Source organism: Nonomuraea sp. N2-4H (assembly GCF_045291505.1).
GTDB lineage: Bacteria > Actinomycetota > Actinomycetes > Streptosporangiales > Streptosporangiaceae > Nonomuraea > Nonomuraea fastidiosa.
Window position 1 is genome coordinate 8380266 of sequence record NZ_CP147987.1, and the last position, 22722, is coordinate 8402987.

General features: G+C 71.3%; 21 protein-coding genes. 14 read left to right on the forward strand and 7 right to left on the reverse strand.

The window, feature by feature from the left end; genetic code table 11:
• Positions 1-8 precede the first annotated feature (8 nt).
• The gene (locus tag WBK31_RS38850; RefSeq protein WP_378785487.1) at positions 9-1013 is read left to right on the forward strand and encodes a hypothetical protein; all 1005 of its coding nucleotides are present in this window, start codon (positions 9-11) and stop codon (positions 1011-1013) included.
• Between the two features lie 3 nt (positions 1014-1016).
• On the opposite strand, the gene WBK31_RS38855 is transcribed toward WBK31_RS38850, so the two are convergent.
• Positions 1017-1634 carry a helix-turn-helix domain-containing protein gene (locus WBK31_RS38855; RefSeq protein ID WP_364068297.1) on the reverse strand — a complete coding sequence of 206 codons (618 nt, stop codon included), beginning with the start codon at positions 1632-1634 and terminating at the stop codon, positions 1017-1019.
• 564 nt (positions 1635-2198) lie between these two features.
• Here WBK31_RS38855 and WBK31_RS38860 point away from each other — a divergent pair.
• Positions 2199-2819, forward strand: a complete 621-nt coding sequence (locus WBK31_RS38860; protein ID WP_364068295.1) for an HAD family hydrolase — start codon at positions 2199-2201, stop codon at positions 2817-2819.
• A 93-nt stretch (positions 2820-2912) separates the two neighbouring features.
• Complete coding sequence (locus WBK31_RS38865; protein ID WP_364068293.1) at positions 2913-3308, forward strand: cold-shock protein; 396 nt, start codon at positions 2913-2915, stop codon at positions 3306-3308.
• Between the two features lie 212 nt (positions 3309-3520).
• On the opposite strand, the gene WBK31_RS38870 is transcribed toward WBK31_RS38865, so the two are convergent.
• Entirely contained in the window at positions 3521-5038 is a 1518-nt protein-coding gene (locus tag WBK31_RS38870; protein ID WP_406674016.1) for an MFS transporter, read from the reverse strand.
• Positions 5039-5716: 678 nt separating this feature from the next.
• Here WBK31_RS38870 and WBK31_RS38875 point away from each other — a divergent pair.
• Together WBK31_RS38875 and WBK31_RS38880 are read left to right on the forward strand one after the other, a co-directional pair.
• The gene (locus WBK31_RS38875; RefSeq protein ID WP_364068289.1) at positions 5717-6514 is read left to right on the forward strand and encodes a DUF3027 domain-containing protein; all 798 of its coding nucleotides are present in this window, start codon (positions 5717-5719) and stop codon (positions 6512-6514) included.
• Positions 6515-6599: 85 nt separating this feature from the next.
• Positions 6600-9653 carry a sacsin N-terminal ATP-binding-like domain-containing protein gene (locus WBK31_RS38880; RefSeq protein ID WP_378785484.1) on the forward strand — a complete coding sequence of 1018 codons (3054 nt, stop codon included), beginning with the start codon at positions 6600-6602 and terminating at the stop codon, positions 9651-9653.
• Between the two features lie 9 nt (positions 9654-9662).
• Here WBK31_RS38880 and WBK31_RS38885 read toward each other — a convergent pair whose 3' ends face one another.
• Positions 9663-9965 carry a hypothetical protein gene (locus WBK31_RS38885; protein ID WP_364068285.1) on the reverse strand — a complete coding sequence of 101 codons (303 nt, stop codon included), beginning with the start codon at positions 9963-9965 and terminating at the stop codon, positions 9663-9665.
• Between the two features lie 226 nt (positions 9966-10191).
• Between WBK31_RS38885 and WBK31_RS38890 the strand changes: the two genes are divergently transcribed.
• Positions 10192-10767, forward strand: coding sequence for a CGNR zinc finger domain-containing protein (locus WBK31_RS38890; RefSeq protein WP_378785482.1), 576 nt, complete (start codon positions 10192-10194; stop codon positions 10765-10767).
• 119 nt (positions 10768-10886) lie between these two features.
• Here WBK31_RS38890 and WBK31_RS38895 read toward each other — a convergent pair whose 3' ends face one another.
• Together WBK31_RS38895 and WBK31_RS38900 are read right to left on the reverse strand one after the other, a co-directional pair.
• Positions 10887-12365, reverse strand: coding sequence for an alpha/beta hydrolase (locus WBK31_RS38895; RefSeq protein ID WP_406674017.1), 1479 nt, complete (start codon positions 12363-12365; stop codon positions 10887-10889).
• Between the two features lie 538 nt (positions 12366-12903).
• On the reverse strand, positions 12904-13116 hold the full coding sequence (locus WBK31_RS38900) for a DUF2530 domain-containing protein (protein WP_364068279.1): 213 nt from the start codon (positions 13114-13116) through the stop codon (positions 12904-12906).
• Positions 13117-13198: 82 nt separating this feature from the next.
• Between WBK31_RS38900 and WBK31_RS38905 the strand changes: the two genes are divergently transcribed.
• From WBK31_RS38905 to WBK31_RS38915, 3 genes are all read left to right on the forward strand, one after another.
• A complete protein-coding gene (locus WBK31_RS38905; protein WP_406674018.1) occupies positions 13199-14638 on the forward strand; it encodes an NCS2 family permease in 1440 nt (479 codons plus the stop codon).
• 144 nt (positions 14639-14782) lie between these two features.
• The gene (locus WBK31_RS38910; RefSeq protein ID WP_364068275.1) at positions 14783-15235 is read left to right on the forward strand and encodes a MarR family transcriptional regulator; all 453 of its coding nucleotides are present in this window, start codon (positions 14783-14785) and stop codon (positions 15233-15235) included.
• 23 nt (positions 15236-15258) lie between these two features.
• Positions 15259-16482 carry an MFS transporter gene (locus tag WBK31_RS38915; protein ID WP_364068273.1) on the forward strand — a complete coding sequence of 408 codons (1224 nt, stop codon included), beginning with the start codon at positions 15259-15261 and terminating at the stop codon, positions 16480-16482.
• Between the two features lie 204 nt (positions 16483-16686).
• Here the strand turns inward: WBK31_RS38915 and WBK31_RS38920 are convergent, their stop codons facing one another.
• Positions 16687-17112: an ATP-binding protein gene (locus tag WBK31_RS38920; protein ID WP_364068271.1), complete on the reverse strand. Its 426-nt coding sequence runs from the start codon at positions 17110-17112 to the stop codon at positions 16687-16689.
• A 205-nt stretch (positions 17113-17317) separates the two neighbouring features.
• On the opposite strand from WBK31_RS38920, the gene WBK31_RS38925 reads away from it, so the two are divergent.
• From WBK31_RS38925 to thpR, 3 genes are all read left to right on the forward strand, one after another.
• Positions 17318-18142, forward strand: coding sequence for a Scr1 family TA system antitoxin-like transcriptional regulator (locus WBK31_RS38925; protein WP_406674019.1), 825 nt, complete (start codon positions 17318-17320; stop codon positions 18140-18142).
• Positions 18135-18353 (forward strand): DUF397 domain-containing protein, encoded by a 219-nt coding sequence (locus WBK31_RS38930; protein ID WP_364068267.1) that lies wholly within the window; start codon positions 18135-18137, stop codon positions 18351-18353. The genes WBK31_RS38925 and WBK31_RS38930 overlap by 8 nt, the downstream gene beginning before the upstream one ends.
• A 61-nt stretch (positions 18354-18414) precedes the next feature.
• Complete coding sequence (thpR, locus tag WBK31_RS38935) at positions 18415-18972, forward strand: RNA 2',3'-cyclic phosphodiesterase (protein ID WP_364068265.1); 558 nt, start codon at positions 18415-18417, stop codon at positions 18970-18972.
• Positions 18973-19165: 193 nt separating this feature from the next.
• Here thpR and WBK31_RS38940 read toward each other — a convergent pair whose 3' ends face one another.
• Entirely contained in the window at positions 19166-20134 is a 969-nt protein-coding gene (locus tag WBK31_RS38940) for an aldo/keto reductase (RefSeq protein ID WP_364068263.1), read from the reverse strand.
• A 120-nt stretch (positions 20135-20254) separates the two neighbouring features.
• Here WBK31_RS38940 and WBK31_RS38945 point away from each other — a divergent pair, with 120 nt between their 5' ends.
• Positions 20255-21499 carry an MATE family efflux transporter gene (locus tag WBK31_RS38945; protein ID WP_364068262.1) on the forward strand — a complete coding sequence of 415 codons (1245 nt, stop codon included), beginning with the start codon at positions 20255-20257 and terminating at the stop codon, positions 21497-21499.
• A gap of 39 nt (positions 21500-21538) precedes the next feature.
• Positions 21539-22576, forward strand: a complete 1038-nt coding sequence (locus tag WBK31_RS38950) for a hypothetical protein (RefSeq protein WP_406675562.1) — start codon at positions 21539-21541, stop codon at positions 22574-22576.
• Positions 22577-22722: the final 146 nt, after the last annotated feature.

The following is a 22722-nucleotide window of genomic DNA, read 5'->3' on the forward strand; positions in this document are numbered from 1 at the left end:
TGCTAGGCGTGAGAGAGCGCGCTGACCAGCTCGTGCTGAACTACGTCTCCAAGGCCGCCGACGCCGCCCACGGCGTGCTGCGCGCCGACCAGCGGCTCGACTTCACGCGGCGGCTGCGGGCCAGGATCGAGGCGGAGGTCGGCGGCAGCGCGGACGCGCGGCACGTGGAGCGGGTGCTGGCCAGGTACGGCGATCCGGTGGCGCTGGTCGAGCGGGAGGTCCGCAGGCTGGCCGAGGCGGGCGAGCCCACCGGCGGGCCCACCGCCAGGCCCGCTGCCAGGGCCACCGCCAGGCCCGCTGTGACGGCCCGCGCCATGGCAGGGACGGCCGGTGCCGAGGCCGGGGCCTCGGGAGGCGCTTCGGTCCCGCTCGCCGCACCCGTATCCGAGCCTGCCGCTCAGAACGGCGGGGCGGCGGCGGGCGGTGACACGGCGATCCTCCCCGTCGCCGCGAACGGCACGCGCCGGCTGCCGCCCCTCGTGGACGACCGGGACGCGCCGCCGGGCGTACGCGTGTACCGCAGGCTCGCCCACGAGCAGCTCGCCAGGGAGGAGCGGGGCTACGGGCTGCCGTTCGCGGGCCTGCGCAGGGTGGCCATGTCGCGCGCCAACCCGCTGGCCACCGGCGGCAGGGACGCCAGGACCATCGTCAAGGAGTACCCGCGCGACGCGGCCGCCCTGGTGATCCTCGTGCTGGCCGCGCTGCTGGTGCCGTTCCACCTGGCGCCGCTGGCGATCTTCCAGGTGCCGGTGGTGGTGTGGGCGCTCGGCGCGGCGCTGGTGCTGTTCAGCGAGAACTGGAACGTACGCGACAAACTGCTCGGCATCGGCGCGCCCATGCTGGGCTACTCCGTCGGCGGGGTGCTCGTCGGCGGCCTGCGGGTCGGTCTTGAGGCCGGGTGGCAGCCGTTCGTCACGCAGTTCTTCGACGTCAGCGGCACGATGTTCATGATCGGTACGGGGCTGGGCGTCGTCTGGCTGGGCTACCGGCTGCTCGCGCTCGAGGACCGCTGAACGTCAGCTGACCGGGGCGGGGCTGGGCAGCAGGCCGAGCGCCAGGCGTACCCAGGCGGCGACGAACTGGTCCTTCTCCGCGTGGCCCGGCACGTCGCCGATCGTCTCCTGGAACAGCCGGTAGTGCACCACCGAGCCGCCCAGCACGGCCGCGATGCCGGTCCAGTCGAGGTCGGCGTCGCGGTATTCGGGCTGCTCCTTGAACCAGCTCACGATGGCGTCGAACATCGGCTGCAGCAGGCCCTCGCGGACGACCGCGACCAGCTCGGGGAACTGGCTCAGGTCGCGGAAGAAGACCCGGGTCAGCTCCGACTCCTCGCGCACCTTGGCCAGGCCGGCGCGGCACACGTGCGCCAGGCGCTCCTCCAGGGCGACCGAGGTCTCCATGGCGCTCAGCTCCGCCAGGCTCTCCGCCACCTGGATCCTGGTACGCGCGGCGTGCTCGTTGATGGCCGCGGCGAGGACCTCGTACTTGGACTTGAAGTGCCGGTAGAGCCCGCCGGCGCCCGGAGACAGCCCCGATGCCGCCTCGATCTCGGCCACGGACGTGGCTGAGTAGCCCCGTTCCGCGAACAGTCGCAGGGCCTCGTCGACGATCCGCTCGCGGGTCGATCTGCTCATGTCTGTGCTGATACCTCCGTAAGGAGCGTAGTCGCTACCGCGAGGTACGCCGGATGAGGCCCGCCACGGCGGAGCCGATGATCAACCAGACGATCGCCGCGAGGCCGTACCGCGTAGAGCAGCACGGACAGCGCCGCGACCCGGGCGGCCAGGCTCACCAGCCCGGCCAGCACGCCCGTCACGCGCCGCCACGGCGTCGCGCCCCTGCCGCCGGGACGGGCGGGGCGGTGCGGACGGGGCGCGGAGCCACGCTCGGTGCGCGATGCGGCCGGGCCGCTCTTCGCGTGCGGCCCTGCGGAGTCGCTTTCGGCGCGCGATACCACCCGCTCCACGGGACCGCCGGTGGCGTGCGGCGCGGCCGGGCCGCTCTTCGCGTGCGGCGCTGCGGAAGAGCTCGCGGTGCGGGACGCGGCGGTGGAGGCGACGAGCCGGTCTCCGGCGTGCGGCGGGTGGGGGTCGGTCACGGCCGCTCCTCTCCGATAAGTAATTCCTTTCTTCCCATTCCCATGCTCCCAGAACAAGGCCCGTTACGGGTGGTAGGGGAGCGTTTGGCATCCTTCACACGTGACGACTTCGGTGGGATTCGACCTTGACATGACATTGGCGGACACGCGGGAGGGCATCGCGGCCGTTTACGACGAGCTGGCCGTGCGATTGGGCGTGCCTTTTGACAGTGCGGCGATCGTGCAACGGCTGGGGCCGCCGTTGGAGGTGGAGCTGGCCAACTGGTTGCCGCCCGAGGAGGTGCCCGCGGCCGCCGACCTGTATCGCGAGATATATCCGAAAATCGGAGTTCCGGTGCACAAGCCCATGGCCGGCGCGTACGAGGCGATCGACGCCGTGCGCCGCGCCGGCGGCCGGGTCATCGTCGTGACCGGCAAGAATCCCCGGGACGCGGTCGGCACCGTGCGGACGCTGGGCCTGGAGGTGGACGAAGTGGTCGGCTCGCTTTTCGGTGCGGCCAAGGGATCGGCACTCGCGCGCTTCGGCGCGGCGGCTTATGTTGGTGACCATGTCGCGGACATCGAGGCGGCACGCGCAGGCGGCGCCGTGAGCGTGACAGTCGCGACCGGTCCTTACACGGTGGGAGAGCTGCGTGAGCACGGAGCGGATGTGGCACTGGGCGACCTGACCGAATTCGCCGCCTGGTTCGACCGATGGTGCGATCAAGGGGCTCCCGCGTAATTCTCCGGCATTTACCCGGTCGCCCTGGCGCTTCCCGGGGCATAACCTACTTCCATCCGTCCTTCTTTTCGACTGTTTGAACGAGGTCCTCCTGTGCCGAGTGGCAAGGTCAAGTGGTACGACGCCGACAAGGGATTCGGCTTCCTCACCCGCGACGACGGCGGTGAGGTCTTCGTGCATTCATCCGCGCTGCCCGCCGGTGCGGGGCCGCTCAAGCCCGGCCAGAAGGTCGAGTTCGGCGTTGCCGAGGGCCGCCGGGGCCAGCAGGCGCTGTCGGTCAGGATCTTGGAGCAGCCGCCGTCGCTCGCCAAGGTCAAGGCCAAGAGCAAGCGGAAGAAGCCGGACGAGATGGTGGTCATCGTCGAAGACCTGATCAAGTTGCTCGACGACGTCTCGACGTCGTACCGGCGGGGCAAGCACCCCGATGCCGGGCACGCCAGGAAGATCGCCCAGGTCCTCCGCGCCGTCGCCGACGACCTCGACGCCTGACACCCCGCCCCCACCCCATACGGCACGATTTCGGGTCCGCTCCTCCCTGCTCGCGAGGGAGGAGCGGCAACGCGGCGTCCCCCGTTCCGTTCCTCGTGAGGACGGCCGTTCCGCACCCTCTGCGGCTTCGCCGTCGCCTGAGACAGGGTGCGGGCTACGTGAGAGAGTCCTTTGGAGCGCGTCCTTCACCGGGGGAGGCCGGTGTCCGCCGATCAGGTGTTGGGGTTCGTCAGGGGCTTGGTGGGGTCGACAGGGTCCGGGCGGTGCGCAGGCTCGGCGGTGGCGCGTTCGCGGTCAAGCCGTTCCTCGACCGCGCGTACGCGACGGCGCCGGGTCGCCAGGAGCCGGCCGAGCGCGGCCGTCAGCGCGACGGCGAGCGTGACCAGCCCGGCCGTGCTGCTCCGCGTGAGCGACAGCACCAGCCCCACCAGCCCGCCGAACACCCACGCGAGCTGCAACACCGCCTCGACCACGCCGAACGTGGACGACCGCACCTCCTCGCCGATCTCCCGCTGCACGATCGCGTCGAGCGCGAGCTTGCCCAGCTCCTGCGCGAAGGCGGTGACGAGGGAGATGCCCAGCGCCGCCCAGACGCCGAAGAAGACGGCGGTGAGGATGATGGCGACCACGGTGACGGCCAGCGTGAGCAGCACGATGAGCTGCGGCGCGTTCTTACGCGTCCAGTTCGCGACCACGGCACCGGCCAGACCGCCGAGCCCGGCCGCGCCCGCCAGCAGTGCGATCGTCTTCGTCACGTCGAAGAACGGGTCGCGCGCCGCCGGATTGTCGGCCGACAGCCACGGCACGGCCGCGTCCTGCACCAGGAAGAGCAGGAAGAACAGCAGGAAGCCGGAGAAGACGCGGATGGCCACGTTCGCCCAGACGGCCTCCGCGACCGTGGGGCCGACCTTGAGCAGCGTGCGCCAGCGCGGCGCGGCGCCTTCCTCCTCCAGGTCGGGCGAGTCGACGTGGCGCGGCAGGCGTACGGCGACGACACCGAGCAGCAGGAACGCCACCATCGCGACGCGCAGCACCACCGCGCTGCCCAGCCACGCGGTCAGCCCCGCGCCGATCGGCACCACGATCCCGGCGGAGACCAGCGTGAACAGCGCCACCCGCGCGTTCGCCGACACGAGCGTGATGTCGGCGGGCAGCACCGACGGCATGATCGCCGCCCGTGACACGTTGTACGCCTTCGACAGCACCAGCACGCCGAGCGCCCCGATGAACAGCGTGGGCAGGTCACCGGGTCCCACGGCGGCGGCCATCGCGAAGCAGAGCAGGCCGCGCCCGAACAGCGTGCCGGCCATGACATAGCGCCGGCCCGATCGGAAACGGTCGAGTATCGGCCCCACGAACGGCGCGAGCAGCGCGAACGGCAACATCGTGATGACCAGGTAGAGCGCGACCGAGCCGCGGGCCTCGCCGACCGGGACGCCGAAGAACACGGTGCTGGCGAGCGCGACGGTGACGAGCGCGTCGCCGGCGCTGTTGCCCGCCGACAGCTCGATCAGGCGGCCGAGCCCGGTGCGGTCCGCGCCGTTGGCGTGGGTGAGCCGCCGGGTGGCCTGGCCGACCTTGCGCGCTCCCGTGGCCGTGGCCTTGCCCGCTCGTATGGTGCCGCTCGCGGTGGCCTTGGTCGCGCGCGCGGTCGCACGTCCCGCGTCGGCGGCGCCGCGCGCCACCCGCCGCGAGATCTCGCGTGCTCGCTCCCAGCCACCACCCTCCACGCCTTCCAGTCTTACCCGACCGGCTACGCGATCTCAGTGCGGGTCCGGCCTCCGACCTCGGCTGCTTCGCCGGCGGTGGTTCCGGCTGACGTCGAACGCGACCGGTGCCTCGCGGGCACTCGCCTCCGCTGGTGTGCGCCCACCGGGCGACTTGACCTGAGGCACGTGTGCCGGGCACCGCGGCGTCACCCGTCGCGGCGGCGGCACGCCGGGCGCGGTCAGTGGGGCCGACGCCGGCTCGGCGTGTGTGCGGATCGCCGGCCTGGGGAGGCGCGGGGGGATGGGCGGACGAAGGGGGCAGGCCGTCGGCGGGGAGGCCCGTCGGTGGGCATGGAGGCTCGTTGGGCGGGTGGCGAGGCCCGCCGGAGGGAGGGGAGGCGCGCCGGTGGGCAGGGTGGTCGATGTGCGGCGGGGAGGTCGGTGGGCGGGGTGGTCGCGGTGCGGCGGGAGGTCGGTGGGCGGGGTGGGCTGAGGCGGTGAGGTGTTGGGGCGGTGAGGTGTTCAGGCGGCGTCCGGGTGGTGGGAAGGGTGGGTTTCGGAAAGTGAGAAGGGCGGGTTCCGATCGGTGGGAAGGTGCGGGGGATTTGGGGGCGGGATGCGCGGTTGTGGGCCCCGCGGGTCCTTCGATGGGTGAGAATGAAGTGTGAGCGAACAGCACCTTTCGGCGGAGGCGGGCCGATGAGCCGCACCAGGGCCCGTGTCTCCGCTCCCGACCAGGCCTGTGTCGCCGCCGTCGATCTGGCGCGCGCCGCGGCCGAGGAGCTCGCGCGGCCGGGCGAGCCCGGCGAGCACCTCGGCTACGAGAGCGAAGGCGACCGGATCGTCACCCACTACTTCGCCTGCCAGGATCGCGCCTATCGCGGCTGGCGCTGGGCCGTCACCGTCACGCGTGCCTCGCGCGCGCGTAAGGTCACGGTCAGCGAGGCGTGCCTGCTGCCCGGCGCGGGCGCGCTGCTGGCGCCCGAGTGGCTGCCGTGGAGTGAGCGGCTGCGTCCTGGCGACCTCGGCGTGGGCGACCTGCTGCCGACCCCTGAAGACGACGACAGGCTGGCGCCGGGTTTCACAGAGACCGACGACGACGTCGAGCATCAGGCGGTTTTCGAGTACGGCCTGGGCCGAGCACGTGTGCTCTCGGCCATCGGCAGAGACCGGGCTGCCAGACGCTGGCACTCGGGCGAGCACGGGCCGCACACGCCGATCGCACACGCCGCTCCCGCGCAGTGCTCCACCTGCGGCTTCTACTGGATGCTCTCGGGTGGTCTGCGGCAGATGTTCGGAGTTTGCACTAACGAGTACGCACCCGACGACGGCAAGGTCGTCTCGGCCGACCACGGCTGCGGCGCCCATTCCGAGGCCGCGGTGCAGCCGCCGCCCGTCGAGCAGGCGATCCCGATCCTCGACGACCTGGGCTACGACCTCATGGAGGAGGAGGGCTCGGTCGACGAGTCGGCTTCCGAGGAGCTCGGCCACTCCTGATCGTGAGTGTCGGTTCCTGATCGTGAGTGTCGGTGAAGGCCGCTAACCTACGGTGGCCCCCAACCCTCTACCAGGATCGTGATCGATGAGCGACACCTACGGCACTGACCGGATGCGCGCGGCCGTCCTGTCCGCGTGGACGGCTTCGCCCGCCCGGTTCCGCGAAGACGCCAACGCGGAGGAGGACTTCGCGCTCGGCGGTTACCGCGACCGGCTGATCGTCGAGCTGGCCCAGAACGCGGCCGACGCGGCGCTGCGGGCGGGCGTGCCTGGAGTGCTGCGGCTGACGTTGCGCGGCGAGGTGCTGACGGCCGCCAACACGGGCGCGCCGCTCGACCGTACAGGAGTGGAGAGCCTGTCCACGCTGCGCGCCTCGGGCAAGCGTGACGAGGCGGGCGCGGCGGGCAGGTTCGGTGTCGGGTTCGCGGCGGTGGTGTCGGTCTGCGACGCGCCAGCGATCGGCTCGCGCGGCCACGGCGCGGTCCGCTGGTCCCGTACGGAGACGGCGGCCCTGGTGGCCGACATCCCCGAGCTGGCCGGTGAGCTGGCCGACCGGGGCGGCCATGTGCCGCTGCTGCGGCTGCCGTTCGACGAGCCGCCGTTCATCGACATCCCCGAAGGCTTCGACACGCTCGTACGCCTGCCGCTGCGTGACAAGGACAGCGTCGAGGCGGTCCGGCGGATGCTGGCCGAGACCAGCCCGGCGCTGCTGCTGGGCCTGCCTGCGCTGGAGCGCATCGAGATCGAGCTCGACGGCGAGACCCGCACGGTGGTCGCCGAGGGCTGGCACGTGGTGTCGGAGTCCGGCGAGTTCACCCAGGAAGAGGTCGCGAGGCTGTTCGCCGACCGGCCCACCGAGGAGCGGGCCCGCCCCTACTGGTCGCTGCGCTGGGCCGTCCCCGTCACCGAGACGGGCGAGCCGGGGCCGCTGCCGTCCACCGTGCCGCCGGTGCTCCACGCGCCGACGCCGAGCGACGAGCCGATCGACCTGCCCGCGCTGCTGATCGCGTCGTTCCCGATGGCCACCGACCGGCGCCACGTCGCCAAGGGTCCGCTGACCGACTTCCTGGTCGAGCGGGTCGCCGACGCCTACGTACGCCTGCTGCGCGAGCTGCCCCGCACGCCCAAGCTGCTCGACCTCGTGCCGTCGCTGATGGGCAAGGGCGAGCTCGACGCCCGCATCCGGCGGGCGGTGCTGGAGCGGCTGCCCGGCACGCCGCTGCTGCCCGCGCTGTCGGCGCCCGCGCCCGTGGTGGAGACCCCGTCGTTCGCCGAGGAGCGGGTCTACGAGCCCGACGCCGAGTGGCGGGTCGAGCATCCCGTGCCCGAGCCCGAGGGTGACGGCTGGGTGGTGTCGGGCCGCGAGGCGTCCGTCGTGCCGGGGGCCTCGTCGGAGTTCCTGGCGGCGGTGTCCGACTTCGTACCCGGCCTGCTGCCCTCCGGCTGGAACGCCCGCCATCCCGCGATGGCCTCGCTCGGCGTGCGCCGGGTGGAGCTGGCCGACGTGGTCGACATGCTGTCGGGCGAGGCGCTGGAGGGGCGCGAGCCGTCGTGGTGGCGTTCGCTCTATGAGGTGCTGCCGGTCGACGACCCCGAGTCGCTGGGCGCGCTGCCGGTGCCGCTGACCGACGGCCGGCTCGTACGCGGCCCGCGCGGCACCCTCATCCTCAGCGACGGCGGCGCCGAGCTCGACCTGACCCCGCTGGGGCTGCGCATCGTGCACCCCGAGGCGGCCCATCCCGTGCTGCTGCGGCTCGGCGCGGCCGAGGCGACGCCCCGCACGGTCCTCGAAGACCCGCTGACCAAGGCCGCGGTCGCGCAGTCGCTCGACAGCCCAGACCCCGAGCCGGTGGCGAAGGCGGTGCTGTCGCTGGTCGAGGCGTCGGGGCTGGCGCCCGGCGAGGCTCCGTGGCTGGCCGAGCTGGCGCTGCGCGGCACCGACGGCGACCTCTACCCGGCCGGCGAGCTGATGCTGGCCGACGGCGCGCTGGCCGGGCTGCTGGAGCCCGACACGCACCTCGGCGTGGCGGCGTCCGAGCTGGAGGAGACCTACGGGCCGAGGGTGCTGGCGGCGGCCGGCGTGCTCGACGGGTTCGCCGTCGTACGCGACGCCGACGTGCTGCTCGACCCCGACGACTGCGACCACGACCTCGACGGCGAGGCCGACTGGATCGACCACGTGCTCGACCTGCTGCCCGACCTCGACGTGCCGCCGTTGATCCCCGAGTTCATGGCCGTACGCGACCTGGAGCTGGTGGCCGACTGGCCGGCCGCGCTGCGGCTGCTGACCACCCCGCCGCTGCGCGCCGCGCTGCACCCGCTGCGCATCCAGGGCGTGGAGGTGCCGTCCTACACCGCGTGGTGGCTGGCCAACCATCCGGTGCTCGACGGCCGCAAGCCGCTTGAGCTGCGGCTGCCCGGCGCCGACCCGCTGCTTCAGGGCCTTTACGCCGACGCGCCCGCCGGGCTCGACGAGGCCGCGCTGTCCATGATCGGCGTCCGTACGACGCTGCCCGAGCTGCTGGCCTCCCACGGCGGCCCCGAGGAGCTGCTCGACCTGATGGCCGACGAGTCGATCGAGGTGGACCGGGCGCAGCTGCGGGCGCTGTGGGTGGCGCTCGCGGGTGTGGACCCGTCGCGGGTGGCGCCGCCCGCCAAGGTGCGTGCCGTGCTCGGCGGCGACATCGTGGTGGCCTCGGCCGATGACGCCGTCGTGGTGGAGGCGCCCGACCTGCTCCAGCTCGTCACCGACAGGCCGCTGATCCTGGCCCCGTACGACCTGGCCGAGGCGCTGTCCGAGCTGCTCGACCTGCCGCTCGCCGGTGAGCTGACCGCCGGTGAGGTCACCTCGGAGGGCGTCACACGGCCGGTGCCGGCCGAGGTGCGCTCGCTGCTGCCCACCGCGCCCGAGACGTACGTCGAGCACGAGAAGCTGCTGGTCGACGGCGTGGAGTGCGCGTGGCGCTACTTCGAGGGCACGGTCCACTGCACGGGCGTCGACGGGCTGGCGAGGGGGCTTGCCTGGGCGACCGGCCAGTGGAACGACCGGCTCGCGGTGGCCGCGCTGCTGCGCGACCCTGCGGCGGTGCCGCTGCTGCTCGCCGAGGCCGACCTGGCCGAGTCCGTGCTGAACCTCTGAGGTCCGGTCTCATCTCGTCGTCAGGCCGGGGCGGCCGAGCAGCGGCCTGACGACGAGCGGCTGCGCGACGGCCAGGAGCAGGGCGATGAGCGCCAGCGTGCCCCACAGCCCCGTGGGTCCCGCGTACGCGATGAGCCGGGTGGCGCACAGCGGGGCGAGCACGAGGGCGAATCCCCACGAGGTGCCGTAGACCGACAGGTAGCGGGCACGCGCGTGCTCGGGGGCGATGCCGGACACCTGAGCGTATATGCGGCCGAACATCAGCAGCTCGCCGCCGCCTAGCACGACCGTGGCGGCGAGGTGGCCGGGCACCGAACGCGGCCGTGATGAGCCCCGCGATCGCGGGATCGGTGCCGAAACCGGTGGTGAGCAGGACGGTGAGGAAGCCTACGGAGAAGGCTCCGAGCCGGTTGACAGCCCGTGCGAGCAGCAGCCACCACACGGTGCGCGGCATCTGAGCGTGTCCCCCTGCGATGACCATCGAAAGTGATAACGTGAGTTACCGATGCACGCTATGGGCTTACAGGTGACTGGTCAAGTGCTGTTCGATAGTCATGTGGCGATCCTGCTCGACACGGCGGTCGGGCTCGTCAACGCGCTGACCGACGGTCACCAGGGCAGCAGGCCGTACACCGCGCCTAGAGGCGATGCGCTCCCGGCGGCCATCGAGGAGGTGCTGCCGGGTGGGGTGACGGTGTCCATGGACGAGGCGCTCTACCTGGCGAGCACCACGCTCAAGGTGCGGCGGGTCTTCGAGGCCATGGAGGCCGGCAGGGAGGACGATGCCGCCGCCGTCGTCAACGCCCTCATCATCAGCACCGGCGCCCGGCCGCAGCTCGACCGGGCGCCGGGGGAGCCCTGGCAGGTGCACTTCCACGGGGCCGACGACTCGATCTCCGTCGGCTGGAGCGCGGGCTTCGCCTCCGCGCTCACCCTGGCCATCGGCAGCGACCTGGGCGGGCGGCTCGGAGTCTGCCGGGCCGAGCCGTGCGACCGCGTGTACGTCGACTCCTCACGCAACGCCGTACGCCAGTTCTGCTCGCGCTCGTGCCAGAGCCGCGTCAAGGCGGCGGCCTTCCGCGCCCGCATGAGCTCTGGCAGCGGCCCTGTCTGAGCGGCACAGACGGGCGCCTACCGCCCCGTCTTGAGCGGTCACGACGAGCGGCTTGGCATGGAAGGCCCGCCCAGGCTGCCCCCGCTGTGCCTGGGCGGGCCGTGATGCCGGCCTGGTCGTCAGGCGGGGCAGGTGGTGCCGGAGGCGGGGAGCTTGCCGTCCACCAGGTACGCGTTCACCAGCCCCGCCACGCACTGGCTGCCGCTCAGGTAGGCGCCGTGGCCCTCGCCCTCGTACGTGACCAGGACGCCCGTCTTGAGCTGGTCGGTGAGTTTCGTCGCCCACTCGTACGGCGTGGCCGGGTCGCCCTTGCCGCCGATGACCACGATGGGGGCCGAGCCGGTGGCGTCGATGCGCTTGGCCGCGTCGTCCCCCTCCACCGGCCAGTGGGCGCACGCCGAGGTGGAGCCGCCGGTCGCCAGGATGGGGAAGATCTTGCGAACGCGGGCGTCGAGCTTCGCGGCCTCGGCGAGGGTGGGCCGCTCGCTGGTGTCGGCGCAGTTGATGGCGAGCAGGCTGCTCATCATCGTGTTGTACGTCCCGTCGGCGCGCCGCCCGGTGTAGGCGTCGGCCAGCGAGAGCAGTATGGAGGCGTCGCCCTTGCGCGCGGCGGCCACGGCCTGCTCGAGCACCGGCCAGGTCTGCTCGGCGTAGAGCGGGGTGATGACGGCGAACTGGGCCAGCCCGTACGTCAGCTCGCGCTCGCCCACCTTGATGGGCTTGGTCTCGAGCTGTTCGAGCAGGTTCACCACGGTCTTTTCGACCTCGGCGGGTGAGCCGCCGATCTCGCAGCCCTTGGCGACGCAGTCCTTGGCGAACGCCTCGAAGGCCGCGTCGAACCCGCGCGCCTGGGTGACCGCCCGCTCCTCGAACGTCCCCGTCGGGTCGAAGGCGCCGTCGAGCACGAAGCGGCCGACGTTCCCGGGGAAGTGGGTGGCGTAGACGGCGCCGAGGTGGGTGCCGTAGGAGAAGCCGAGGTAGTTGAGCTTGTCGTCGCCGAGCGCGGCCCGCAGCAGGTCGAGGTCCTTGGCGGCGTTCACGGTGCCGACGTGCGGCAGGACCTTGCTGGAGTCCTTTTCGCAGGCGGCGGCGAACTTCGCCGCGAGCTTGTCCTGGTCGGCGCTGGGGCCGGCGGAGAGGAATTCGTCGACGGTGTCGCCGCAGCGTACGCCGGCGCTGCGATCGACGCCGCGCGGGTCGAAGCTGACCAGGTCGTAGCGGTTGCCCAGCGCCGCGAATATGGGCGCGGTGGTGGCGAGGGTGTCCACGCCCGACGCGCCGGGGCCGCCGAAGTTGAACACGAGCGAGCCGAGGCGCTCGCCGGTGGCCTTGACGCGGATGAGGGCGAGGTCGATCTTCTCGCCGTCCGGCTTGGCGTGGTCGAGGGGGACCGGCAGCTTGCCGCACTCGACGCCGGGGCCGGGGGTGGCGGGCTTGCCGTCGGCGCCGATGAGGTCGGTGCAGGGGCCCCAGGCGATCGCGCCCGCCTGGCCGTCGCTCGTCGCCGGGGTCGTGGCGGGCGGTGTGGTGGAGCCTCCGGTGCCGCAGGCGGTCAGGAACGCAGCTCCCAGAAGGAGCGTCACGATGGGCTTCTTCATGCCGTCCAGCATGATTTGGCGGGCATATGCCGATGTAGTGGGTGATAACACCACTTCCTGATGACTTCGGCGAGCGGCCCGGGATGACGAATGTCAGCTCCCACCGAGGACCCCTGTCAGAACCCCCTCGTCGTCCGCCGCCCTCCACCGCATCGTGTCGGTCACCCGTCGCCTGCTCCGGCGCCTCGCCGCCAGGCTCTGCCGTCTTGCCGTCCCGCCGCCCTGCCGTGCTGTCCGGTCTCAGCGCCTCGCCGCTCCGCTCCAGTGCCCCGCCGCCCGGTCGGCGCGCCACGGGGTCAGGGGGACGCCCTGGTGGCCGAGGGTGGTTGGGGTGGGGAGGGCCGGAGGAATGGCTGTCAGTTGGGCGATTACGACGGGAACGGGGGTGGAAGTGCGGGGCGAGGGAAGGGCGTCGGCGCTGCGGGTTGGCGTGCGTGGGGCGGGGTGCGGGTGCCGGCTCGGCCGGCTGTGTGGGGCGGGGTGCGGGTGCCGGCTCGGCCGGCTGTGTGGGGCGGGGTGCGGGTGCCGGGGCCGGGGGTCAGTTGCGGCCGGGGCGGCGGACGAACCAGATACCGAAGAGGCCGAAGGCCACGCCCGTCACGCAGGTCCAGATCCACCACGTGTTCTCAGGCACAGGGCGGAAGATCAGCAGGACGACCAGCGCGAGCGCCCAAAGGCCGGTGCCGACGGCGATGGCGGCCGTGTCGTTCGTTTTGATGGGCGGCGGGTCGGGATGCCACTGCTTGTCCACGTATCCAGCCTAGCTTCCAATAGGGTCTCGATCTCATCACTGGCTCTTTTCGCAGCTCACGACCTACTGCCACTCTTCGCCCGTGAGTGACACTCGTTCTGCAATCGACCGTTTCTTCGCGATCTCCGAACGCGGCTCGACGATCTCCCAGGAGATACGTGGCGGTCTGGCCACGTTCTTCACCATGGCGTACATCGTCGTGCTGAACCCTCTGATCATCGGCACCGGCAAGGACGTGACCGGCGAGTACATCGGCGACGGCTCCGCCCCCAACATCGCGCTGGTCGCCGCGGGCACGGCCTTCGTGGCCGGTGTGATGTCGATTCTCATGGGCGTCATCGGCAAGGTGCCGTTCGCCATGGCGGCCGGGCTCGGATTGAACGCCTTCGTGACGTTCACCATCGCCTCGGTGATGACCTGGGAAGAGGCCATGGGCCTGGTCTTCCTTGAGGGCATCATCATCACGATCCTGGTGCTGACCGGGCTCAGGACGGCGATCTTCCATGCCATCCCCGCCCCGTTGAAGACCGCGATCAGCGTGGGCATCGGCCTGTTCATCGCGCTCATCGGGTTCGTGGACGCCGGGTTCGTCCGCAAGGCGGAGGGCACGCCGCTGGAGCTGGGCATCGCCGGCAACCTCACCTCGTGGCCGATCTTCGTTTTCATCGTCGGCCTGCTCGCCACGGCCGCCATGGTCGCCCGCAAGGTCAAGGGCGCGATCCTCATCGGCATCGTCGGCACCACGATCCTGGCGATCATCGTGGAGGCGATCGCCAAGGCCGGGTCGTTCTCGCCCGACAATCCCGGCGGCTGGCAGCTCAACCGCCCCACCGTGCCCGACGAGATCTTCGGCTTCCACAACCCGCTGACGCTGTTCACCGAGTTCGACCCGTTCGGCGGCTTCGTACGCATCGATGTGCTGCTGGCGGGGCTGTTCGTGTTCACCCTGCTCATCACCGACTTCTTCGACACCATGGGCACGATGGTCGGCGTCGGCCGCCAGGCGGGCCTGGTGCAGGAGGACGGGACGCTGCCGCGTACCAAGCAGATCCTGCTCGTCGACTCGATCGGCGCGGCGGCCGGCGGCGCGGGCTCGGTCTCCTCCAACACCACCTACATCGAGTCGGCGGCGGGTGTCGCCGAGGGCGCGCGCACCGGCCTGGCCAGCGTGGTCACCGGCGTGCTCTTCCTCATCGCCATCTTCTTCGCGCCGCTCGTCACGGTCGTGCCGTACGAGGCCGCCGCCCCGGCGCTGGTGCTGGTGGGCTTCATGATGATGACCGCGGTCCGTGACATCGACTGGAACGACTTCGAGATCGCCATCCCGGCGTTCCTCACCGTCGTGATCATGCCGTTCACGTACTCGGTGTCGAACGGTATCGGCGCCGGCTTCATCAGCTACGTGCTGATCAAGATCGTCCGCGGCAAGGCGCGCGAGCTGCATCCGCTGCTGTGGGTCGTGGCCGTGCTGTTCGGCCTGTACTTCGCGATCGGGCCCATCAGGGCGCTGCTCGGCATCTGAGAAACCGGCCGTACGGGGGACCCGAAGGACCGGTCAGGGAGCCGCTTCGCGCACGCGGGGCGGCTCTCGGGTATCAAGGGGGGCAAGAGTCTTTGCTCAAGGAAATATCTTGCCATGCCGTATAGTTAGCAAAGGTAATGACTCATGCTAACCAACACCCAGCCAAAGATGGACCTGCGCAGCGACGCAGGTCTCGCTTCAGCGCTGCGCGTTTCACTCGCCAGGCTGAACCGAAGACTCCGACGACAGGCGGCGGCGCACTCACTGACGCCCACCCAGTTCGCGACACTCGCCGCAGTGGAACGGCATTCCGGGATAACCCCCGGCGAATTGGCCGAGCTCGAGAAGGTGCAGCCGCCCTCGATGACGCGCGTGATCGCCGCGCTCGAGGAGCGCGGCCTGGTCTCGCGCACCCCGCATCCGACCGACCGGCGGCAGGTGACCGTCTCGGTGACCGAGCCCGCCCAGAAGCTGCTGAAGGAGGAGCGCCGGCGCAAGGAGGCCTGGCTGGCGCAACGACTGAAGGAGCTGTCACCGGAGGAGAGAGCCGTGCTCAGACAGGCGGCGCCGATTCTGGAGAAGCTCAGCAAGATCTAGAGCCTGAAGAACCCAGGACCGGAATGTTCCGGTCTCTCAGGGTTCGCAACTACCGCATGTTCGCAGCCGGGGGCGCGGTCTCCAACGTGGGCACCTGGCTGCAGCGCACCGCCCAGGACTGGCTCGTCCTCGACCTGACGCACGGCAGCGCCTCCGCGCTCGGCACGGCCACCGCCCTGCAGTTCCTGCCGATGCTGCTGTTCGGGATGTTCGGCGGCGTGCTCGCCGACCGCTACCCCAAGCGGCCCATCCTCATCACGGCCCAGACCCTCATGGCCGGGCTCGCGCTGACCATCGGCATCCTGACGATGACCGGCAGCGCCCAGGTGTGGCACGTGTACGTGATGGCGTTCCTGCTCGGCATGATCTCCTGCGTGGAGGTGCCGACCCGGCAGGCGTTCGTGGTCGAGATGGTCGGCCGTACGGACCTGCCCAACGCGATCGCGCTCAACAGCTCCATCTTCAACCTGGCGCGCGTGGTCGGCCCGGCTCTGGCCGGTGTGCTGATCTACGTGCTGGGCGGCACCGGGCCGATCTTCCTGATCAACGCGCTGACGTTCGGCGGCGTGATCTCCAGCCTGGTCTTCATGCGCAAGTCCGAGCTGAACGAGTCCGAACCCGTGCCGCGGGCCAAGGGGCAGCTCCGCGAGGGCCTGAAGTACGTGCTGCAGCACGAGGAGATCCTCATGCCGGTGCTGCTGATCGCGTTCGTGTCGATGTTCTCGCAGTCGTTCTCGATGTCCATCGCGCTGATGGCGCGCGAGGTGTTCGGCGCGGGTGCGTCCTCGTTCGGGCTGGCCTCCAGCATGTTCGCGGTCGGCGCGCTCGCCGGCGCCCTGCTGGCCGCGCGGCGGGCCAGGCTGACCCGCAAGGTGCTGTTCGCGGGGGCGATCGGGTTCGGGCTGTTCCAGATCGCCACGGCCGTCGCGCCGTTCTACCCGATCTACCTGCTGCTGCTGGTGCCGACCGGGATCGCGTTGATCACCATCAACACGGCCGCGAACTCCAGCGTGCAGATCGCCACCTCGCCCGACATGCGGGGCCGCGTCATGGGCATCTACATGCTCGTCTTCACCGGCGGGGCGCCGCTCGGCGCGCCGCTGATCGGCTGGCTGTCCGAGCTGGGCGGCCCGCGGATGGGCGTGCTGCTCTCCGGCGTGCTGGTCCTCGTGGGCACGGGCCTGGCGGTGCTGATGACCCGCCTGATCACCGCTCGGGTGGGGAGGTCGGCGCTCGCGGTGGCATGAGTCATGAGCCCACGTCGTGGGTGCTGAACGTGGGGAGAGGCGGGCGTCCGTACGCGGGCGCCCGTTTTCTTTGCCCGGCTGTCCTCTGCCCGGGTCTTCTGCCCGGCTGTTCTTCGCCCGGCTGCTTCTTCGTACGGCTATCCGTACGGCTGAGTGCGCGGCTTTCCGTGCTGAGTACACGGCTTTCCGTACGGCTGAGTGCCGTCAGCGGGCGAACAGGGCCCAGACGACGCGTTCGCCTATCCGCGTCAGGCCCGTGCCCCAGCAGCCGCCCGTCAGGCCGTGCACCAGCCATAGGCCACGCCCCCGCGTGTCCTCGGGCCCCGGCGTGCGCGGCAGCGGCACATCTCCGTTCCTGCCCGGGTCGATGACGGCGAGCCGCCAGTAGTGCCGGCCCTCCTCCTGTACGGGGAGCAGGCTCATCCGCACCCACGGGCCGCCTCCGTGCTCCAGCGCGTTGGCCACCAGCTCGGAGGCGGCGAGCTGGAGATCCGCCAGCGCCGGATGGTCCGGCACCCACTCGCGCAGCTCGCGCCGCGCCAGCGCCGGCAGCCGGCCCGGGTCGTCCAGGTCGTCGATGAGCCAGACCTTCACGCTGGTGTACGAGTTCGCTGCTACCGCTCTCTGCATGGTCACCTCGGCCCGTCAGGCGTACAACGCCGATCCCGGCTCGTACGCTCTCCCGCCGCACGCCATCCGGCGCGCGCTGGAGGGGTCTCATCAGCATGGGCTTTCATCGGCCGGGTTGGGGGCGGAATTCGGGCGTACAGTTTCCGTACAGTTAGTAGCCGAGCACGGTGCGTGTCGATCCGCCGAATTACCCAAGGAGCGCGATATGGCACCAGAGGGGGACGATCCGAGCAGAGAGGCGTGGCGGGAGTACGCCAGGCGGCAGCGCAGCTTCCGGCTGGGCAGGGGCCTGAGCCAGGAGCGCCTGGCGAGCCTGCTGCCGTACAGCGAGAGCGCCGTGGGCCACGTCGAGCGCCTCGTGCGCAAGCCCACCGGCGACTACACGCGCGCGGTCGAGCGGGCGCTCGGCCTGGACGGCCAGCTCATGGAGCTGGTGCCGGTGATCCAGGGGCAGACCATGGCCCCGAAGTGGTTCAGGGAGTGGCCGAGGGTCGAGACGTCGGCGCACACGATCCGTACGTGGGAGCCGATGCTGATCCCCGGCCTGCTCCAGACGGAGGGCTACGCGACGCGGGTGTTCCTGGGCGAGCCGGGGGCCACCGACGAGGAGACGCGGCAGGCGGTGCGCTTCCGGATGCACCGGCAGTCCGTCTTCTCCCGCGCCCGCCCGCCGCTGTACTCCGCGCTCATCGACGAGAGCGTCCTGCGGCGCCCCGTCGGCGGGAAGGAGGTGATGCGGGCGCAGCTGGCCAAGATCCTCGACGTCCTGCGTCCTCCGTACGTCAAGGTGCGCATCGTGCCGCTGGCCGCGGGCCTGACGACGGGCTGTCTCGGCGCGTTCGAGGTGGCGACGCTCATGGACGGCGGCGCGGACCACGCCTATTTGGAAAGCGCGGAGGAAGGGCGGGTCACTTGTCGCGCCGAGACCGTGCAAGCCCTTATCGTGCGGTGGGAGATTCTTTCCAGCATCGCGTACCCGGTCGATCAGAGCCGGGAGACGATCCGTGAGGTGATGGCGAGCTATGGCTGATGCGGGCGGGCTGACCGTTGGCGTGTGGACCAAGGCCAAGGCGTCGGGAGGAAACGGTGGCAGCTGCGTCGAGGTGATGCGGCGTGCCGACGACAGCGTTCTCGTGCGTGACACGAAGGACCGCGGGAAGGGGCCGGTGCTGACCTTCACCCGGGACGAGTGGCGCGCCTTCCTGGACGGTGCGTCCAAGGGGGAGTTCGACCTCTCCTGACGGGCCCGGCAGGCGGACGATCCTTTTTCCTGCCGCCGATGGTTCGGCAGGATGAGGAGATATGAGGTTGTTCGCGGCGGTGGTGCCGCCCGATGCGGTGCTGGACGAGATCGCCGACGCCATCGCCCCCTACGTCGGGCAGGTGCCCGGCCTGCGCTGGCCTGACCGTGCGCTGTGGCACATCACGCTCGGCTTCTTCGGCGAGGTGCCCGAGGCGGTGCTGCCGGAGCTGGAGGTGCGCCTGGCCCGGGCCGTACGCCGCCACTCCGCGCTCGACCTGGCCTTCGAAGGATTCGGAGCCTTCTCGTCCGCACGCCGGGCACGCGTGTTCTGGGCGGGCGTCACCGGCGACTCGATGGTCAGGCTGGCCGACTCCGTCAGGGCGGGCGCGCGGCGGGCCGGGGCCGCGCAGACGGACGAGAAACGGTTCCATCCGCATCTCACGCTGGCCCGCGCCAAGACGGAGACCGATCTGCGGCCGCTGGTCGAGGCGCTGTCGGGGTTCAGCGGGTCGCGGTGGCGGGCCGAGCGGGTACGGCTCGTCCGCAGCCACACCGGTCCCGCGATGAGGTACGAGTCACTCGCCGAATGGGCGCTGGCACCCGCCGAGCGGGGCTAGGCTCCAGGGCGTGGACCGTCCTCGCCCCTGGTTGCTGCCCGTCGTTCTGGGCCTGCTGCTGCTGATCGTGATCGTCGGAGCCGTGCTGGCCTGACCGCCCGGCTCGCCGGCGTGCGTGCCTGATGATGGGCCGCGTCGCCGACCGCCCAGGGCGGGCGGCCGGCGAACGGTCACACCTCAAGACGCGGCCGGCTTACCAGGCGTAGTCCTCCGGGGCGGTGCGGTGGCCCGGGAAGATCTCGTCCAGGCGGGCCAGCGCGGCCTCGTCCAGCTCGATCTCCAGGGCGCGCAGGCTGCCCTCAAGCTGCTCCATCGTGCGCGGGCCGATGATCGGCGCGGCGACCGCGCGCTGCTTGAGCAGCCAGGCCAGCGCCACGTTGGCCGGGTGCTCGCCCAGCTCGTCGCAGAACTTCTCGTACTGCTCGATCTTGTCGCGGTGCTTCTCGAGCTGCTTGACCATGTTGTCGGCGGCCGAGCGGCCCTTGTCGATCTTGCGCAGCACGCCGCCGAGCAGGCCGCCGGCCAGCGGGCTCCACGGGATCACGCCGAGGCCGTAGTCCTCGGCCGCGGGCAGCACCTCCAGCTCCGGCGCGCGGGTCAGCAGGTTGTAGTGGGTCTGCTCGCTGATCAGGCCCATGAAGTTGCGGCGGGCCGCCGTCTCCTGCGCCTTGGCGAGGTGCCAGCCGGCGAAGTTCGACGAACCCACGTAAATGATCTTGCCCTGCTGCCGCAGGACCTCCATGGCCTCCCAGAACTCCTCGAACGGGGTCAGCCTGTCGACGTGGTGTGCCTGGTAGATGTCGATGTAGTCGGTCTGCATCCGCTTCAGCGAGGCGTCGCACGCCCGGCGGATGTTGAGCGCCGACAGCCGGCGCTCGTTGGGCCAGTCGCCCATGTCGCCGTAGACCTTGGTCGCGATGACCGTACGCTCCCTGCGGCCCCCGCCCTTGGCGAACCACTTGCCCAGGATGGTCTCGGTGATGCCCTCGCCCTTGACACCGCCGTAGACGTTGGCCGTGTCGAAGAAGTTGATCCCCAGCTCGTGGGCCCGGTCCATGATGGCGAAGGAGTCCTCCTCCGTCGTCCGCGGGCCGAAGTTCATGGTGCCGAGGCAGAGCGGGCTCACCAGGAGTCCGCTGCGTCCGAGGTTGACGTAATCCATGGCTCACAACCCTAAAGACCTGGAGTGCACTCCAGGCCATACCATTTCTCGGGTGATTTCCGGCGCGACGGCATCCGGCGGCCGTCCCCTTCCTTAGCGATCACCCTCCTGCGTTCGGCCGTGCCGATCTGTCTGGCGATGATCGCCGGAATGATCGGCTCGCTGCTGGTCACCTCGGTGCTCGGGCAGCACGACACGGTGACGCTGGCCGCGTACGCGGTGGTCACGGCCGTGCTCAACCCGGCCTCCTCGGCCGTGACGGGGGCGCTGCGCGGGCTCGGGCCGTTCGTCGCGCCCTTCCGCGACGACCCCGCGTCCGCCGTTCCGGTGATCCGCGACGCGCGCTGGCTCAGCCTGTCGGTCGGCACGATGGGCGCGCTCGCCGTCTTATGCGTGCCGCTGCTCGCCACGGCCACCGGGGTGCCCGGCCAGGTGGTGGCCGAGATGGGGCTGCTGCCCTGGTTCCTTGCGGGGTACGTGCTGCTCTTCGCCTCCACCGGCGGCGCGGGCACCATCCTGGTCGCGCTCGGCCGCAGCCGTAACATGCTCTGGCCCACCCTCGGCTTCGGCCTGGTGCAGGGCGGGCTCACCGCGCTGCTCGTGCCGTCGATGGGGCTGACCGGGGCGGGCATCGCCTGGCTGACGGGCGGCGTGGTGTCGGCGCTGGTGGGGGCGCTCAACGTACGGCTGGCCGTGGGCCGCCCGATCGGACAGAGCCGGCCGCGGCCGCGCGAGATCGCCAAGCTGGCGCGGGTCAGCATCCCGCTGGCCGCCACCGTGCTCATCAAGTTCGCGGTGCTGGGCGCGGTGACGTTCGCGGCCGGCACCACGAGCCCCCGCGACACCGCCGCCCACGCCGTGCTGACCACGCTGACCAGCCTGATCATGATGATGTCGCTGGCCATCGCGCAGGCCGCGGTGCCGGAGATCGCCCGCGCCACCGACACCGCCGGCGCGCGGCGGGCCGGGCGGGTCGCCGCGCTGCTCGCCGTGTCGGGGACGCTCGTGATGGCGGCGCTGCTGCTTATGGCGGGCGGGCCGCTGACGGCGCTGTTCACCGACGATCCGGCCGTGCGCGACCGGGTGCTCGGGCTGCTGCCGCTCATGCTGCTCTCGGCGGCGCTCGACGCCGCCCAGGCGGTGCGCGGCTTCGGTCTCACGGCGCTCAAGCGGTCGTCGTCCAGCCTGGGCTCCTTCGCGGTGGCGTACGGGCTGCTGCTCCTCTCCGTCGTGCCCGTGGCGCGGACCTGGGGCATCACCGGGCTGTGGACGGCCATGACGGCGGCCAACGCGCTGCTGGTGGTGCTGCAGGGGCTGGGCTTCCACCGGCACAGCGCCAGGGTCGGCGCGGCCGTGACCGTCTGAGCGCGGCGTTGGGCCGGGATGCCCGGCTTGTGGTGCATGATGGCGAGCGTGGGGGACTTCGTGATCAGGATGCTCGCCGTCGTCGCGGCCGTGTGCCTGCTGCCCGCCGCGCCCGCGCTCGCGGCGCCCGGCGATGACGGCATGGAGAAGCTGTTCACCTTCCGGGACGAACGCATCACGGAGTCCAGCGGCCTGGCCGTGTCGCCGACCCACGACGGCGTCTACTACACCCACAACGACAGCTCAGCCGCCCCCGTCTTCTACGCGGTGGACGGCAAGGGGCGCACGCTCGCCACTTTCCATCTCCGTGGCGCCGAGGCCCGCGACTGGGAGGCCATGGCCGCGAGCAAGGACCCGGCGACCGGTCGCGGCGTGCTCTGGTTCGCCGACATCGGCGACAACCTCGACGGCGCGTGGCCCGACGTCTCCGTCTACAAGGTGGCCGAGCCGCGCACTCTCGCCGACGCCACGCTGCCCGCCGTCCGTTACCGCCTCCGCTACGCCGACGGGGCGCGCAACGCCGAGGGCATCATGGTGCACCCGAAGACCGGGCGGCTGTACGTCGTGTCCAAGGAGTTCGCCGGGTCGGTCTACGCCGCGCCGAAGAAGCTGCGCAGCGACCGGGTCAACGTGCTGCGCCGGGTCGCCTCCGCGCCCATCATGGCCACGGACGCCGCGTACGCGCCCGACGGGTCGTCGTACGTCGTGCGCACCTACTTCTCCGCCACCCTCTACAAGCCCAATGGCGAGGTGCTGGCCAGGGTGACGATGCCGGATCTGAAGCAGGCCGAGTCGATCGCGTACACGGCCGACGGCAAGGCGCTGCTCACCGGCAGCGAGGGGCCGCGCAGCCCGGTCTATCGGGTGCCGCTCCCGAGCTCCGCCGAGCCCTCACCCACACCGACGCCGACCCCGTCGGAGACGTCATCGAAGGACGGGGGCGGTGACGGTGAGAGCCCACAGGCGGCGCCCGCGGACTCGTCGGGCGGGCTGACCGGCAGGGACGTGCTCATCTGGCTGGCCGCCGCGGCCATCGCGATCAGCGTGATCACGTTCCTGGCCCGCCGCACCCGCTGAACCGCCGCCGGGTCTGTGGGCTTTCACCGGTGCCCGCGAGCTTTTGCCAGTGCACGCGGCTTTTGCTGGCACTCGCGGCTTTGCCGGTGCTCGCGAGCGCGCCCGCGTCTGCGCTCGTCAGCGCCCGTCAGGGCCGATCAGAGGCA